General features: G+C 72.2%; 11 protein-coding genes and 1 pseudogene. 3 read left to right on the forward strand and 9 right to left on the reverse strand.

The annotated features are described in order from the left end of the window. The 3 genes from ccrA to AMK27_RS16210 all read right to left on the reverse strand — a co-directional run bounded on the left by ccrA (nucleotide 1) and on the right by AMK27_RS16210 (nucleotide 4,464). Nucleotides 1-1,338, reverse strand: coding sequence for a crotonyl-CoA carboxylase/reductase (ccrA, locus tag AMK27_RS16200; protein ID WP_073907418.1), 1,338 nt, complete (start codon nucleotides 1,336-1,338; stop codon nucleotides 1-3). Nucleotides 1,339-1,736: 398 nt separating this feature from the next. After that, nucleotides 1,737-2,567 (reverse strand): TetR family transcriptional regulator, encoded by an 831-nt coding sequence (locus AMK27_RS16205; protein ID WP_198955879.1) that lies wholly within the window; start codon nucleotides 2,565-2,567, stop codon nucleotides 1,737-1,739. Between the two features lie 115 nt (nucleotides 2,568-2,682). Then, nucleotides 2,683-4,464 (reverse strand): 3-hydroxyacyl-CoA dehydrogenase family protein, encoded by a 1,782-nt coding sequence (locus AMK27_RS16210; RefSeq protein WP_073907424.1) that lies wholly within the window; start codon nucleotides 4,462-4,464, stop codon nucleotides 2,683-2,685. Between the two features lie 300 nt (nucleotides 4,465-4,764). Between AMK27_RS16210 and AMK27_RS16215 the strand changes: the two genes are divergently transcribed. Beyond that, nucleotides 4,765-5,367, forward strand: a complete 603-nt coding sequence (locus tag AMK27_RS16215; protein ID WP_073907427.1) for a HEAT repeat domain-containing protein — start codon at nucleotides 4,765-4,767, stop codon at nucleotides 5,365-5,367. Here the strand turns inward: AMK27_RS16215 and AMK27_RS16220 are convergent. From AMK27_RS16220 to AMK27_RS16230, 3 genes are all read right to left on the reverse strand, one after another. Further along, a complete protein-coding gene (locus AMK27_RS16220; protein ID WP_073907430.1) occupies nucleotides 5,338-5,814 on the reverse strand; it encodes a RidA family protein in 477 nt (158 codons plus the stop codon). The genes AMK27_RS16215 and AMK27_RS16220 overlap by 30 nt on opposite strands. Nucleotides 5,815-5,898: 84 nt before the next feature. Next, nucleotides 5,899-7,491, reverse strand: coding sequence for an alpha/beta hydrolase (locus tag AMK27_RS16225; RefSeq protein WP_073907433.1), 1,593 nt, complete (start codon nucleotides 7,489-7,491; stop codon nucleotides 5,899-5,901). Between the two features lie 116 nt (nucleotides 7,492-7,607). Continuing rightward, entirely contained in the window at nucleotides 7,608-8,639 is a 1,032-nt protein-coding gene (locus AMK27_RS16230; RefSeq protein WP_073907436.1) for an Rv2578c family radical SAM protein, read from the reverse strand. A gap of 147 nt (nucleotides 8,640-8,786) precedes the next feature. On the opposite strand from AMK27_RS16230, the gene AMK27_RS16235 reads away from it, so the two are divergent. Further along, a complete protein-coding gene (locus AMK27_RS16235) occupies nucleotides 8,787-9,230 on the forward strand; it encodes an SRPBCC family protein (protein WP_073907439.1) in 444 nt (147 codons plus the stop codon). A 238-nt stretch (nucleotides 9,231-9,468) separates the two neighbouring features. After that, a complete protein-coding gene (locus tag AMK27_RS16240) occupies nucleotides 9,469-11,955 on the forward strand; it encodes an MFS transporter (protein WP_073907442.1) in 2,487 nt (828 codons plus the stop codon). 16 nt (nucleotides 11,956-11,971) lie between these two features. On the opposite strand, the gene AMK27_RS16245 is transcribed toward AMK27_RS16240, so the two are convergent. From AMK27_RS16245 to fbiC, 3 genes and pseudogenes are all read right to left on the reverse strand, one after another. After that, nucleotides 11,972-13,198 carry a hypothetical protein gene (locus AMK27_RS16245; protein WP_073907445.1) on the reverse strand — a complete coding sequence of 409 codons (1,227 nt, stop codon included), beginning with the start codon at nucleotides 13,196-13,198 and terminating at the stop codon, nucleotides 11,972-11,974. Nucleotides 13,199-13,243: 45 nt separating this feature from the next. Next, nucleotides 13,244-13,903: a 2-phospho-L-lactate guanylyltransferase gene (gene cofC / locus AMK27_RS16250; RefSeq protein ID WP_073907448.1), complete on the reverse strand. Its 660-nt coding sequence runs from the start codon at nucleotides 13,901-13,903 to the stop codon at nucleotides 13,244-13,246. Between the two features lie 3 nt (nucleotides 13,904-13,906). Beyond that, a pseudogene (gene fbiC, locus AMK27_RS16255) lies at nucleotides 13,907-14,339 on the reverse strand (7,8-didemethyl-8-hydroxy-5-deazariboflavin synthase); the annotation flags it as partial.

Here is a 14,339-nt window from a genome sequence, read left to right on the forward strand (position 1 = left end):
TCAGATGTTGCGGAAGCGGTTGATGGCGTCGATGTGCTGGGCGCGCAGCTCCGGGTTGCGGACGCCGAGGCCCTCCTCGGGCGCGAGCGCCAGGACGCCGACCTTGCCCTGGTGCAGGTTGCGGTGGACGTCGTAGGCGGCCTGGCCGGTCTCCTCCAGGGAGTAGACCTTCGACAGGGTGGGGTGGATCTTGCCCTTGGCGATCAGGCGGTTGGCCTCCCACGCCTCGCGGTAGTTGGCGAAGTGCGAGCCGATGATGCGCTTGAGCGACATCCACAGGTAGCGGTTGTCGTACTCGTGCATGTAGCCCGAGGTGGAGGCGCAGGTGGTGATGGTGCCGCCCTTGCGGGTGACGTAGACGCTGGCGCCGAAGGTCTCGCGGCCGGGGTGCTCGAAGACGATGTCGATGTCCTCGCCGCCGGTGAGCTCGCGGATGCGCTTGCCGAAGCGCTTCCACTCCTTCGGGTCCTGGGTCTGCTCGTCCTTCCAGAACTTGTAGCCCTCGGCGTTGCGGTCGATGACCGCGTCGGCGCCCATCGCCCGGCAGATGTCGGCCTTCTCGGGGGAGGAGACGACACAGATCGGGTTGGCGCCGCCGGCCAGGGCGAACTGCGTGGCGTACGAGCCGAGGCCGCCGCTCGCGCCCCAGATGAGGACGTTGTCGCCCTGCTTCATGCCGGCGCCGTTGCGGGAGACCAGCTGGCGGTACGCGGTGGAGTTGACGAGGCCCGGGGAGGCCGCCTCCTCCCAGCTCAGGTGGTCGGGCTTCGGCATCAGCTGGTTCGACTTGACCAGCGCGATCTCCGCCAGGCCGCCGAAGTTGGTCTCGAAGCCCCAGATGCGCTGCTCGGGGTCGAGCATCGTGTCGTTGTGGCCGTCCGAGGACTCCAGCTCGACCGAGAGGCAGTGGGCGACGACCTCGTCACCGGGCTTCCACGAGTTCACGCCGGGGCCGGTGCGGAGCACGACGCCCGCGAGGTCGGAGCCGATGACGTGGTACGGCAGGTCGTGGCGCTTGCTGAGGTCGCTCAGCCGGCCGTAGCGCTCCAGGAAGCCGAAGGTCGAGACGGGCTCGAAGATCGAGGTCCAGACCGAGTTGTAGTTCACGGAGCTGGCCATGACGGCGACCAGGGCCTCGCCCGGGCCGAGCTCGGGCACCGGCACGTTGTCGAGGTGGAGCGACGTGCGCGGGTCCTTGTCACGGCTGGCGAGCCCGGCGAACATCTCCGCCTCGTCCTTGTGGACGGTGATGGCGCGGTACGACTCGGGGAGCGGGATGTTCGCGAAGTCGGCGGACGTGGAGTCCGAGGACTGGATCGCGTCCAGGATGTCCTTCACGGGGTTGCCTCCGGCGGTGCGGCGTCCTGAGGGGTGGACGCGCTGAGGGGTTACGTCTGGGGCTGCTGCTGTGGAGGTGTGCCGTCGGTTCGGCGGGGTGGTGCGGGCTGCGCCTGGTGGGCGCGGTGGGTGCCTGTGACGCAGGCGTCCGGGCGCACGATCACGATTGCTTGTGGGGACAGCCGGCGCACGAGGAGACCTCTGCGCGCCGGCCGCCCGGACACCTTCAACGTATGGCACGCCGTGTCACGTGACAAGGCACTGCGTGCCAACAATTTCACTCATATGCAATCTGCCGGTCACATGTGAGCGATGATCGATCGAATCGCAGGTCAAAACGGGCGAAGGCCGCCCCGGAGAGGGGCGGCCTTCGTCGTGCGGAGGGGGCGGGTCGGGGGTCAGCCCCGCGTCAGCGCCTGCTGGATCGTGCGCATGACCTCGTCGAGCGGGGCGTCCGTCCGTGCCACGGCGATCACCACGTCACCCGTGGTGGAGGCCCGGACGGCCGGGGCCGGCTCTGCGGTCCCCTGGGAGGACGGGGAAGGGGCCGGACGGCCCGCGCCTATGCCCGAGCCGAAGGTCTCCCGGACGATCGCGAAGGCGTGGTCCAGCTGCGTCTCCACGTCGCCCTGCCCGCCCGCCCGCAGCCAGCGGCGCAGGACGTGGTTGTGGGCCGTGACCACCGCGGAGGCGGCGACCTCGGCGAGCAGCGGGTCGTCGTTCCCGTCGTGGTGGTCGCGCTCGTCGAAGTGGCCGAGCAGATAGCGGGTGAACAGCCGCTCGTAGCGGGCCACCGAGGCGATCTCCCGCTCCCGGAGGGTCGGCACCTCGCGGGTGAGCCGGTAGCGCTCCACGGAGACGGCGGGGGAGCCCGCGTACATCTTCATGACTTCCTTGATGCCCCGGCACACCGTGTCGAGCGGGTGCTCGTGCGGCGGGGCCGCGTTCAGCACTGCCTCCGCCCGCACCAGGGTGTCGTCGTGATCAGGGAAGATCGCCTCTTCCTTGGAGCGGAAGTGCCGGAAGAACGTGCGCCGCGCGACCCCGGCCCGGGCGGCGATCTCGTCGACCGTCGTGGCCTCGTACCCCTTGCTCGCGAAGAGCTCCATCGCCGCCGTGGCGAGCTCCCGGCGCATCTTGAGCCGCTGCGCGGCGGCACGGGTGCCCGCCGCGCTCTCCGGAGCGTCGGACGGGGACGTGGCACGGGGTGTCTTCGCGGCCTTGGGCATGGTCCGAACGTACTGCATCGGAGGGGGAGTGTGCCCAGGTGGGGGCGGGGAGCCCCCCGGGACACCGGAGGTGCCCGGAGGGCTCAGCAGACCGCCCCAGCCGGCCGCTCGCGGCTCAGCGTCGGGCATATTCGCGGAAGCCGCGCCCCGTCTTGCGGCCCAGGCAGCCCGCCGCCACGAGGTGCTCCAGGAGCGGGGCCGGGGCCAGGCCCGGGTCCCGGAACTCGCGGTGCAGCACCTGCTCGATCGCGAGGGACACGTCCAGGCCGACCACGTCGAGCAGCTCGAACGGGCCCATCGGGTAGCCGCCGCCCAGCTTCATCGCGGCGTCGATGTCGTCCAGGGTCGCGTAGTGCTCCTCGACCATCTTGATCGCGTTGTTCAGGTACGGGAAGAGCAGCGCGTTCACGATGAAACCGGCCCGGTCGCCGCAGTCCACCGGGTGCTTGCGGATCTTCGTGGTGACCTCGCGGACGGTCGCGTGGACGTCGTCGCCGGTCAGCACCGTGCGGACGATCTCGACCAGCTTCATGGCCGGCGCCGGGTTGAAGAAGTGCATCCCGATGACGTCCTGCGGGCGCGAGGTGGCGCGGGCACAGGCCACGACCGGCAGCGAGGAGGTCGTGGTGGCCAGCACCGCGCCCGGCTTGCAGATCTTGTCGAGCCGCGCGAACAGCTCCTGCTTGACCTCCAGGTCCTCGGCGACCGCCTCCAGGGCCAGGTCGACGTCGGCGAAGGCGTCCAGCGTGCCGGCCGGGGTGATCAGGGCCAGCGTCGCGTCGCGCGCCTCGCCCGTCATCCGGCCCTTGTCGACGGAGCGGGCCAGCGACTTGGCGATCCGGGCCTTCGCGGTGTCCGCCTTCTCCTGGGAGCGGGCGGCGAGCACGACCTGGTACCCGGCCTTCGCGAAGACCTCGGCGATGCCGGAGGCCATGGTGCCCGAGCCGGCGACGCCGACCGAGCGGACCTCACGGCCGCCGACGGCCTCGGCGGCGCCCAGTGGGGTCAGCGCGTCCCGGACGACCTCGCCGGAGCCCGGCGCCTCGTAGGTGTAGAAACCGCGGCCCGACTTGCGGCCGGTCAGGCCCGCCTCGCTGAGCTGCTTGAGGATCGGGGCCGGGGCGTGCAGCCGGTCGTGGGAGTCCGCGTACATGGCCTCCAGGACCGTACGGGCCGTGTCGACGCCGATCAGGTCGAGCAGCGCCAGCGGGCCCATCGGCAGACCGCAGCCCAGCTTCATCGCCGCGTCGATGTCCTCGCGGGAGGCGTACTTGGCCTCGTACATGGCGGCGGCCTGGTTCAGGTAGCCGAAGAGGAGCCCGTCCGCGATGAAACCCGCCCGGTCGCCGACCGCCACCGGCTCCTTGCCCAGGTCGAGGGCGAGCCGGGTGACGGCGTCGACGGCCCGCGGGTCGGTCAGCACCGAGGAGACCACCTCGACCAGCTTCATCGCCTGGACCGGGGTGAAGAAGTGCAGGCCGAGGACCCGCTCGGGGTGCGCCGAGTCGGCGGCGAGCCGGGTGACGGAGAGCGCGTTCGTGCCGGTGGCGACGATCGTGCCGGGCCGGACGATGCCGTCGAGGGCCCGGAACACCTCCTGCTTCGCCTCGTACGACTCGGGCACGACCTCGATGACGAGGTCGGCCTCGGCGGCCGCCTGGAGGTCGGAGAAGGTACGGAAGCGGGCCAGGACGTCCTGCCGCTCCTCCTCGGTGATCCGCTCGCGGGCCACCGCTCGGGCGGTGGAGGCCTCCAGGGCGGCGACGGCCTGGGCGGCGGCGGTGTCGCTGATGTCGATGCCGATGACCTCGCGGCCGGCGCGGACGAGGACATCGGCGATACCGGTGCCCATGGTGCCGAGGCCGACGACGGCGATGGTGGAGAGAGGGGTGTCCATCAGGGGACTCCTGAGAGGAAGAGTGACGACTGAGGGCAGTGCGCGCACGAGAGGGCGCGGGAAAGAGCGAGGGCTCTGCCCGGAGAAAGGGCGATGCCCTGGAGGAAAGGGGCGACGGACTCTGTCCCGGAGCCACGTCGAAACTGCCGAACCGACCGACACCCACAACGGCTGCGTCACCAGGCCGTTGTGAGAAGCGGGGGGTGACCCGCTCACGTGAGACTAACCGGCGGGTAACGAGCGCGCCAGTCCCGGGAAGTTGAGGAAAATGTGATCTGAATCGCGGATAGGCTCGGATTCATGGAATACGCCGAGGATCCGGAATTCTGCTCGATGATCGATCGATTGCGGGATGAGATCGAGAATGACTCCGAATCCGTTCCTGCGGCATTCGAACAGCTCGCGGAAACCACCGATCCCGAGGAACTGCACCATGTCCTCACCGCCCCGGGGCAGCCCCTCTGGGCCCGCGAGATCGCGGCCTACGCGCTGGGCGTCACCGGCGACCGCCGCGCCTTCGAGGCGCTGGTGCTCCTCCTCAACCACCGCGACCCGGAGCGCTGCGTCACCGCCGCCCACGCCCTCACCCGGCTCGGCGACCCCCGTACCGCCCGCGCGGCCGCCGCCCTCGCCACCAACGAGCTCCGCGTCGCCTACGCCCTGCTGCCGATCCGGCTGCTCGCCGCCCTCCGCGCCCCCGAGTCCGTACCGGCGCTGATCACCGTCCTCGAACGGCGCCTGCCCGCCGACGACCCCCACTGGCGGGTCGGTCTCGCCTGCGTCGAGGGCCTGGGCGCCCTCGGCGACCTCCGTGCCCGCCCCGCTCTGGAGGCCGCGCTCCCGCACCCCCGGCTCGGCGCCGCGGCGCAGGCGTCACTGGGCCGACTCGGCACCACCCACTGAGCGGAGCGCCGGGCGGGCCGTACCGTCGGCCCCGGCCGCCGGACTCCGCTCCGGCACCAGCGCGAACGCCTCGATCTCCACGAGAAGTTCCGGGCGGACGAGCGCCGACACCTGGACCGCCGAGCTCGCCGGCAGCGGAGCCCCCGCGAAATGGGCGTCCCTGGCCTCCCGCACGGCCGGGAGGTGGGCGACGTCCGTGACGAAGTACGTCAGCTTCACCACGTCCCGGAAACCGGCGCCCGCCGCCGCGAGGCAGCGCCCCAGGTTCGCGAAGACCTGACGGGCCTGCGCCACCGCGTCGCCCTCCCCGACCACCGCGCCCGAGGCGTCGAACGCGCACTGGCCGGATATCGCGACGAAGCGGCCCGTCCCCCACACGACATGGCTGTACTGCGGGCTGGCGGCGATCCCGTCGGGAGCGGGCACGTGGGTCAGGTGGCTCGTCATGCCCCACATCCTCGCCCACGGCACTGACAGCGCCCGCACCCCGGGGGAGGTGCGGGCGTGGCCGGCGTACGCGGCCGGGGAACGTCAGTGCACGTGGCCGAGGAACCCGTGCAGCGCGCCGCCCGCGGACTCGGCCGCGGTCGGGGCGGTCCGGGTCGCCGGCTCGGGCTCCGGCTCCGGCAGCGCCGCGCAGGCCGCGTCCACCTCGGCGTCGCCCTCGGCGCGCGGGACCTCGCCGGTGGCGAGGTAGGTGGACAGGTGCTCGTCCATGCACGCGTTCCCGCCGAGGGTCACGCCGTGGTTCCCGCCGCCCTCCTCCACGACCAGGCTGGAGCCCCGCATCAGCCGGTGCAGGGCGACCCCGCCCTCGTACGGGGTCGCCGCGTCGTCCGTGGCCTGGAGGATGAGGACCGGCGGCACCTCGTCGTTGCTGACGTCCGGCGGCGTCAGCGACTCCACCGGCCAGAACGCGCACGGCGCGTTGTACCAGGCGTTGTTCCAGGTGGAGAAGGGCGCCTTGGCGTGCACGTCCCAGTTGTCCTTGCGCCAGACGCTCCAGTCGCGGGGCCACGCCGCGTCCCTGCACTGCACGCTCGTGTAGACCGAGTAGCCGTTGTCGGCGGCCGCGTCGGCCTCGCCGTACCGCTCGTACGCCTCCGTGAGCGGCACCGCGTTCGCGTCGTTGACGTAGGCGGAGAACGCCTTCGCCAGCCGGGGCCAGTAGCCGTTGTAGTACCCGCCGGGCAGGTAGGTGTCCTCCAGCTCGCCCGGTCCGACCTTCCCGCCGGCCGGCTTGGCGCGCAGCGCGTCGCGCATCCGGTACCAGGCCGCCTCGACGGCGGCCGGGTCGGCGCCCAGCTTGTACACGGAGTCCTGCCGGGCGACCCAGGCCATGAAGTCCTTGTGCCGGGTGTCGAAGGCGTAGTCCTGCGCGATGTTGTCCTCGTACCAGACGCCGTGCGGATTCACGACGGAGTCCAGCGCCATCCGCCGCACCCGGTCCGGGTACAGCCGCGCGTACACGGCCCCCAGGTAGGTGCCGTACGAGTAGCCGAGGTAGTTGATCTTCTGGGCGCCGAGCGCGCGCCGGATGACGTCCATGTCCCGGGCGGTGCTCACGGTGTCGATGTACGGCAGCACGTCCGCGTACTTCCTGCCGCAGGCCGAGGCGAAGGCCTGCGCCCGCTCGATCGCGAGCCGCTCGGCGGCGGCGTCGCCCGGCACCGAGTCGGGGCGCACCGGGGCGAAGTGGCCGGGTCTGCAGTCGAGGGCGGGCTCGCTCTTGCCGACCCCGCGCGGGTCGAAGCCGATCACGTCGTACTCGGCGGCCACCTTGGCGGGCAGCGAGGCCGCCACGTAGCCGGCCATGCCGCGGCCGCTGCCGCCGGGCCCGCCCGGGTTCACGAGCAGCGGCCCCTGGAAGGTCTTCGCGGTGTGCGGGATCCGGGTGAGGGCGAGCGTGACGGTCCGGCCGGCCGGGTCGTCGTGGTTGAGCGGCACCCTGAGGGTGGCGCACTGGAGCTTCGGGTAGGCCTCGGTGGCACAGCCGGTCCAGGCGAGCGTGGGCACGGGGCGGGGGGCCGGTTCACCGGCGCCCGCGGGGGCGGCGGGCAGGACGGTGACCGTCCCGGCGACCAGCGCTCCTGCGGCGATCAGCATTCCTGCGCGTGGGGTCATAGGGCGTTTGTGTCCCGAACCGGCGTGGAGGGGACCTGTTTCACTCAGAGTTGACCCGAACGGAGGCGGATCCGACGGCGTGTCAGCTCAGCGGTCCGATGATCGCAGGAGCGCCCTCAGAGGAGGGTGAGCTGCTCGGGGGCGGCCGCGAGGGACGGTTCCTCCGGCACGGGGATCCGGCGCGGCGCACCCCGGTGCGCGGGTCCGATGCCGAACTCGGCGGCCAGTTCGTGCACCTGACGGGTGATCCGGCGCTGGTACCACGTGGGCGCGTACGCCCCGTCCGCGTACATCCGCTCGTACCGCCCCACCAGGCCGGGGTGGTGGCGCAGCAGCCACTGCATGAACCACTCGCGGGCGCCCGGCCGCAGATGCAGCACGAGCGGGGTGACGGAACTCGCCCCGGCCTCGGCGATCGCGCGGACCGTGTCGCGGAGCTGCTCGGGCCGGTCGCCGAGGAAGGGCACCACGGGTGCCATCAGGACCCCGCAGTCGATGCCGTGCGCGCCGAGCGTCCGGACCACGTCGAGGCGTCGCTCCGGGGACGGGGTGCCGGGCTCGATCGTGCGCCACAGCTCCTGGTCGGTGAAGCCGACGGAGACGGAGATGCCGACCTCGGTGACCCGGGCGGCCTGGGTGAGCAGCTCCAGGTCCCGCAGGATCAGCGTGCCCTTGGTGAGGATCGAGAAGGGGTTGGCGCGGTCGCGCAGGGCGGTGAGGATGCCCGGCATCAGGCCGTACCGGCCCTCGGCCCGCTGGTAGCAGTCGACGTTGGTGCCCATCGCGATGTGCGCGCCCTGCCAGCGGGCTGAGGAGAGCTGGCGGGCCAGGAGCTCCGGGGCGTTGGTCTTGACGACGATCTGGGAGTCGAAGCCGAGCCCGGTGTCGAGGTCGAGATAGCTGTGGGTCTTGCGGGCGAAGCAGTAGACGCACGCGTGCGTGCACCCCCGGTAGGGGTTGACCGTCCACTCGAACGGCATCCGGGAGGCGCCGGGCACCCGGTTGAGGATCGAGCGGGCCCGCACCTCGTGGAAGGTGATGCCGCGGAACTCGGGGGTGTCGAAGGTCCGGGTGGTCACCGCGTCCGTGCCGAACAGGGCGATGTCGGCGGGAGCGGCGGGGGTGTCGCCCAGATTGTCCCAGCGCACGGGCGCCTCCTCGATGGCTCTGCGTCGACCGTTCGCTCAGAATAGAACACCTGTTCCCTTGATCGTTGCAACCCGGATTTCGCGCGCCGGAGCCCACGTGGTTCTCTAGGCCCACACCCCTGAGGAACCACGAGCTGGAGGAAGTCAATGGCGCAGGTCGAGGCCACCACGGAACGGATCATCGCCGCCGACGCGGAGACGGTGTTCGACGCGCTGGCCGACTACAGCGGCACGCGCGCGAAGCTGCTCCCCGAGCACTTCAGCGAGTACGAGGTGCGCGAGGGCGGCGACGGCGAGGGCACCCTCGTCCACTGGAAGCTGCAGGCCACGAGCAAGCGCGTCCGTGACTGCCTCCTGGAGGTCACCGAGCCCACCGACGGGCAGCTCGTCGAGAAGGACCGCAACTCCTCCATGGTCACCACCTGGCTCGTGACCCCCGCGGGCGAGGGCAAGTCCCGCGCCGTCGTCACCACGGTCTGGGACGGCGCCGGCGGCGTCGGCGGCTTCTTCGAGCGCACCTTCGCCCCCAAGGGCCTCGGCCGTATCTACGACGCCGTCCTCGCGAAGCTGGCGGACGAGGTCGAGAAGTAACGCCCGGAGCGTTCACCGATTCGAGTGGATCGCCCGCGCCCCCGTAACGGCGCCCCCTGCGCGCCGGGGGCGCGGGCCCCCTTGTAAACGCGCTGATGAGCGACCCAAGTGCGCCGTACCGCAGGGCCGTTCGGACCTCCGGACGCCACTGACCTCCCGTACCGCCCGACTTGCTCCCCCTTCGTGCCCAATGCGAAGAATGGCGCGGCGCAGACGCCGTGACGAGGGGAGCAGATACGTGGGTGCGATCACGATCGCGAAATCCGCCGAGGACGGACAGGTGCCGGCGGACCCGGGGAGCGCGGCACCGCTCACCGCGGACGGCCCGCCCGGCGACCCCGCCCCACCGCCCCACCCCGTCGGAGCCGACCACCTCGACCCCCGCCGCGTCCGGCTCGTCTTCTGCGGCCTGATGCTCGCGCTGCTCCTCGCCGCGCTCGAGCAGATGATCGTCGCCACCGCCCTGCCGAAGATCGTCGGCGAACTCCAGGGCCTCGACCGGATGTCCTGGGCGATCACCGCCTATCTGCTGACCGCCACCATCGGCCTGCCGGTCTACGGAAAGCTCGGCGACCTCCTCGGCCGCAAGGGCGTCTTCCTCTTCGCCATCGTCGTCTTCGTCATCGGCTCGGGACTCGCCGGCTGGTCCCGCAGCATGGACGAGCTCATCGCCTTCCGCGCCGTCCAGGGCATCGGCGCCGGCGGCCTGATGATCGGCGTCCAGGCGATCATCGCCGACATCGTCCCCGCCCGGGAACGCGGCCGGTACATGGGCCTGATCGGCGCCGCCTTCGGCCTCGCCTCCGTCGCCGGCCCCCTGCTCGGCGGCTTCTTCACCGACCACGTCTCCTGGCGCTGGTGCTTCTACTTCAACGTGCCCTTCGGACTCGTCACCCTCGCCGTCGTCGCCGTCGTCCTCAAACTCCCCAAGCCCGCGGCACGCGCCCGCTTCGACGTCCTCGGCGCCCTCCTCCTCGCCGCCGCCTCCACCTGCCTGGTCCTGCTCACCAGCTGGGGCGGCACCGAGTACGCCTGGGACTCCCGCGTCGTCATCGCCCTCGCCTGCGGCGCCGCCGGAACCACCCTGCTCTTCCTGGTCGTCGAGCACCACGCGCCCGAACCCCTCATCCCGCTCCGGCTGTTCCGCGACTCCGTCTTCACCGTGACCGCCCTCGTCGGCGCCGTCGTCGGCATCGCGCTCTTCGGCGCCGCCAGCTACCTCCCCAGCTTCCTGCAGATGGTCGAGGGCGCCACCGCCACCGAGTCCGGCCTCCTGATGCTCCCCCTCATGGGCGGCATCGTCATCGCCTCCGTCGTCTCCGGCCAGCTCATCAGCCGCACCGGCCACTACAAGATCTACCCGCTGCTCGGCGGCGCCTTCTCCGTCCTCGGCATGTGGCTGCTCTCCCGCATGGACGCCGACACCCCGAGGCTCCAGCACAGCCTCTGGCAGGCCGTGCTCGGCACCGGCATCGGCCTCGTCATGCCCGTGCTCGTCCTCGCCGTGCAGAACTCCGTACGCCCCGGTGACCTCGGCACCGCCACCAGCGCCCACACCTACTTCCGCCAGATCGGCGGCAGCGTCGGCGCCGCCGTCTTCGGCACCCTCTTCGCCTCCCGGCTCGACGACGCCCTCGGCGACCGGCTCGCCGGCGTTCTCGCCGGCGGCACGACCTCCCTGCCGCCCGCCGAGTCCATCACCCCGCAGACGGTGCACACCCTGCCGCCCGCCGTACGCGACGCCTACATCCAGGCGTACGCGGACGCGATGCCGCGCATCTTCCTCTACCTCGTGCCGGTGCTCGTGCTCGGCCTCGTCCTCGCCTTCTTCCTCAAGGAGAAACCGCTGGTGACCCACCACAGCCCCACCACCGAGGCCACCGGAGCCGACGAGTTCGGCGGCGTCCAGGCCGTCCCGCACGCCCGGCACGCCGCCCCCGCGTCCGCCCCCCTCGCCGCCCCGCACTCCGGGCTCCCCGTCTGCGGCACCGTCCAGCACCACGACGGCAGCCGCGTCCCCCGGGCCGCCCTCACCCTCATCGACGTCCAGGGCCGCCAGGTCGGCCGGGGCGCCAGCGGCGAGGACGGGCGGTACGCGCTGAGCGTCCCCGGCAGCGGCGCGTACGTCCTCATCGCCGCGGCCGGCGGACACCAGCCCCAGGCCGTCTCCGTCACCGTCGGCGACCGGCCGGTCGAACTCGACGTCGTCCTCGGCGGCGCCGGCCGGCTCGCCGGCAGCGTCGTCACCGCCGACGGGACACCCGTACGGGACGCGGCCGTCACCCTCACCGACGTCCGCGGCGAGGTCGTCGCCTCCACCCGCAGCGGACGCGAGGGCGGATACGTCATCACCGAGCTGGTCGCCGGCGAGTACACGCTCGCCGCCAGCGCCCCCGCCTTCCGGCCCGCCGCGCTCCCCGTCAGCGTCCAGGCATCCCGCGAGACCCGCCAGGACATCGAACTCGCCGGCGGGGCGGTGCTGCGCGGCACCGTGCGGGCGGGCGGCGGCCGCCCCGTCGAGGACGCCCGGGTCACCCTGCTCGACGCCGCGGGGAACGTCGTCGACACCCTCACCACCGGCGCGGACGGCACCTTCCGCTTCGTGGACCTGTCCTCCGGCGAGTACACCGTCATCGCCGCCGGGTACCCGCCCGTCGCGACCGTCCTCCAGGTGGCCGGCGGCGGCCGCACCGAGCGCGACCTCCAGCTCGGCCACCAGGACTGAGGAGCGCCCTCCGGAGTCAGGAGGCGGTCGTCGCCCTGCGCAGCGTGCTGATGCAGGAGCTGATCGCCTCCTGGAGCGCTTCGAGGCGCTGGAGCATGTCGTCCTCGAAGATCTCCTCCTCCAGGACCTCGTCGAGCGTCAGCTCCTCGAAGACCTTCGTCGCCTTCTGCAGGCTGCTGTAGAACTTCGTCCGCCGCTCCTGGACCCGCAGCGCCGGGTCCTCCTCGACCGCCTTCGCGACCAGGCCCTTGACCGTGTCGTACGCCTCACCGGCCCACTCGCCCGCCTCCTCGGAGTCGTCGAGCTCGTCGAGGAGCGACAGATGCCGCTCGGCCTCGGCCCGCAGCTCGGCCGGCGCCTCCACGGTCTGCCCCGCCGGCGTCCTGATCTGGCCGTTCTCGACGATCTGGCGCACGTACCCGATGCGGTCGGCGGCCTTCGCCTCGCTCGCCACGGCCTTCTTCAGATCGTCGGTACGCGCGATGGCGCGGGCCATCTCGGTCTGAAGGGCCGGGTCCTCCTTCATCCGGTCGAGCAGCGCGCCGCGCGCCGCGTCCGCCGTGCCCGGGTCGGCCAGGATCGCGGCCCGCAGCGCCGTCGGGTTCTCGGCGACCTCCAGGGCCTTCGTCGGCCGGATGCCCTCCGCCTCGGCCGCCGCGCTGATCGCCTGGCCGCGCACGGACGAGGCGCTGTTGCGCGAGGTGTAGTACGAGAGCCAGACGTCGGCGTCGGGCAGCTCGATGTCCGCGCCGGGAACAAGCACCTCGAACTGCGGGACGAGACCGTCGTCGGCCGCCATGTCCCAGGCCTTGTAGTAGCGCATGACCCGCTCCGGCGAGCACCCCGCGAGCGCGGCGAACGCCTTCGCCGAGACCTTCGTCGCGGCCGTCCCCTCGGCGGCCTGCCCGCCGGGACGGACGCTGCGCGCCACCTTGAGCGCGAAGGTCCAGCCGCCGGTGCGGGCGTAGACCCCGAAGTCCTGGGCGTCACGGACGACGACGGGGTCGAGGTCGGCGGTGTCGGGCGCCTCAGCCGGCTCTGCGGCGTCCGCCACCGGCTCTGCGGTGTCCTCCGACGGCTCGGGTTCCGACAGCTCGGGGGCGTCCGCGGCGGGGTCCTCGGCCAGGTCTCGGTCGTCCGCTCCGGTGGCGGGTTCCGGGACGGTCGCGCCCTGAGGAGCGTCGGCGGGGGCCTGGCGCTCGGCCTGGGGGGCGGTCTCGAGCTGGGGGAGCGTGACGGTCACCGACGAGTCTCCTGGGATGCGGGGGACGGATGCTTGCAAAGCAGCCTATACGTCCCCCTGGAACGAGAGCGCTCCTCTTCGCCGGTCGTCGACCGCACGCGAGTACGACCCGAGGCCCAGGGCTCGGGCCGCCACGAGATCGTCCGGTGTGTCGATGTCCAGACGAGCGCCCGGCACCTCCGCCACGTCCAGCTCCACCGCCCCGCTCGCCGCGTGGCGCTGCCGCGAGGCCCCCTCGAAGCGAGGCGTCAGGAGAGTGGGGACCCGGGCCGTGAGAACGGTGGTGCCGATGCCCGTGTGATCGGTGAGGAAGGCCCGCCGGTGACCGGCCGCGGCGTCGAGCACCCTGGTGAGCTCCTCGGGACGGAGCGCGGGAAGATCGGCCGTGAGGACGGCGACCGCCCGGGCGCCCCGGACCGAGGCCCGGGCCGCACCGGCCCGGACGGCGGAGTTCAGCCCGCGCGGGGAGAGCTCCTCGACGCACTCGGCACCGCGCTCCCGGGCCAGGTCGCGGGCCGACGGGTCGGCGGTCACGACGACGATCCGCGAGACCTCCGGCGTACGGGAGACCGACCGCAGCGTGTCGAGGAAGAAGGCGCGGGCCCAGTCGGTCCGGCTGTCACCGGCCCAGGCGGCCAGCCGGCTCTTGGCGAAGGGGAACGGCTTGACGGGAAGCAGCACGGTCCAGCCACCGCTCGTGCTCATCCGTCAGCCTCCCAGCAACGGCAGGAGTTCCGGCAGATGTCCGTCGGAGGCGCGTCCCGTGCGCTGTCGTTCTTCCGGTACGTCGCCGTAGAGGGTCGTCCGGGGCTTCGCCGGGCGGCCTGCCGCTTCGGCGATGGCTTCGAGGTCGTGGATGGACCGGTAGGAGCCGTAACTCGATCCGGCCATGCGGGAGATGGTCTCTTCCATGAGGGTTCCGCCGAGGTCGTTGGCGCCGGAGCGGAGCATTTCGGCGGCGCCTTCGGTGCCGAGTTTGACCCAGCTGGTCTGGATGTTGGGGATGTGGGGGTGGAGGAGGAGGCGTGCCATGGCGATGACGGCGCGGTTGTCGCGTGGGGTGGGGCCGGGGCGGGCGATGCCGGCGAGGTAGACGGGTGCGTTGGTGTGGATGAAGGGGAGGGTGACAAACTCGGTGAAT

Source organism: Streptomyces sp. CB02009, from assembly GCF_001905825.1.
Taxonomy (GTDB): Bacteria; Actinomycetota; Actinomycetes; order Streptomycetales; family Streptomycetaceae; genus Streptomyces.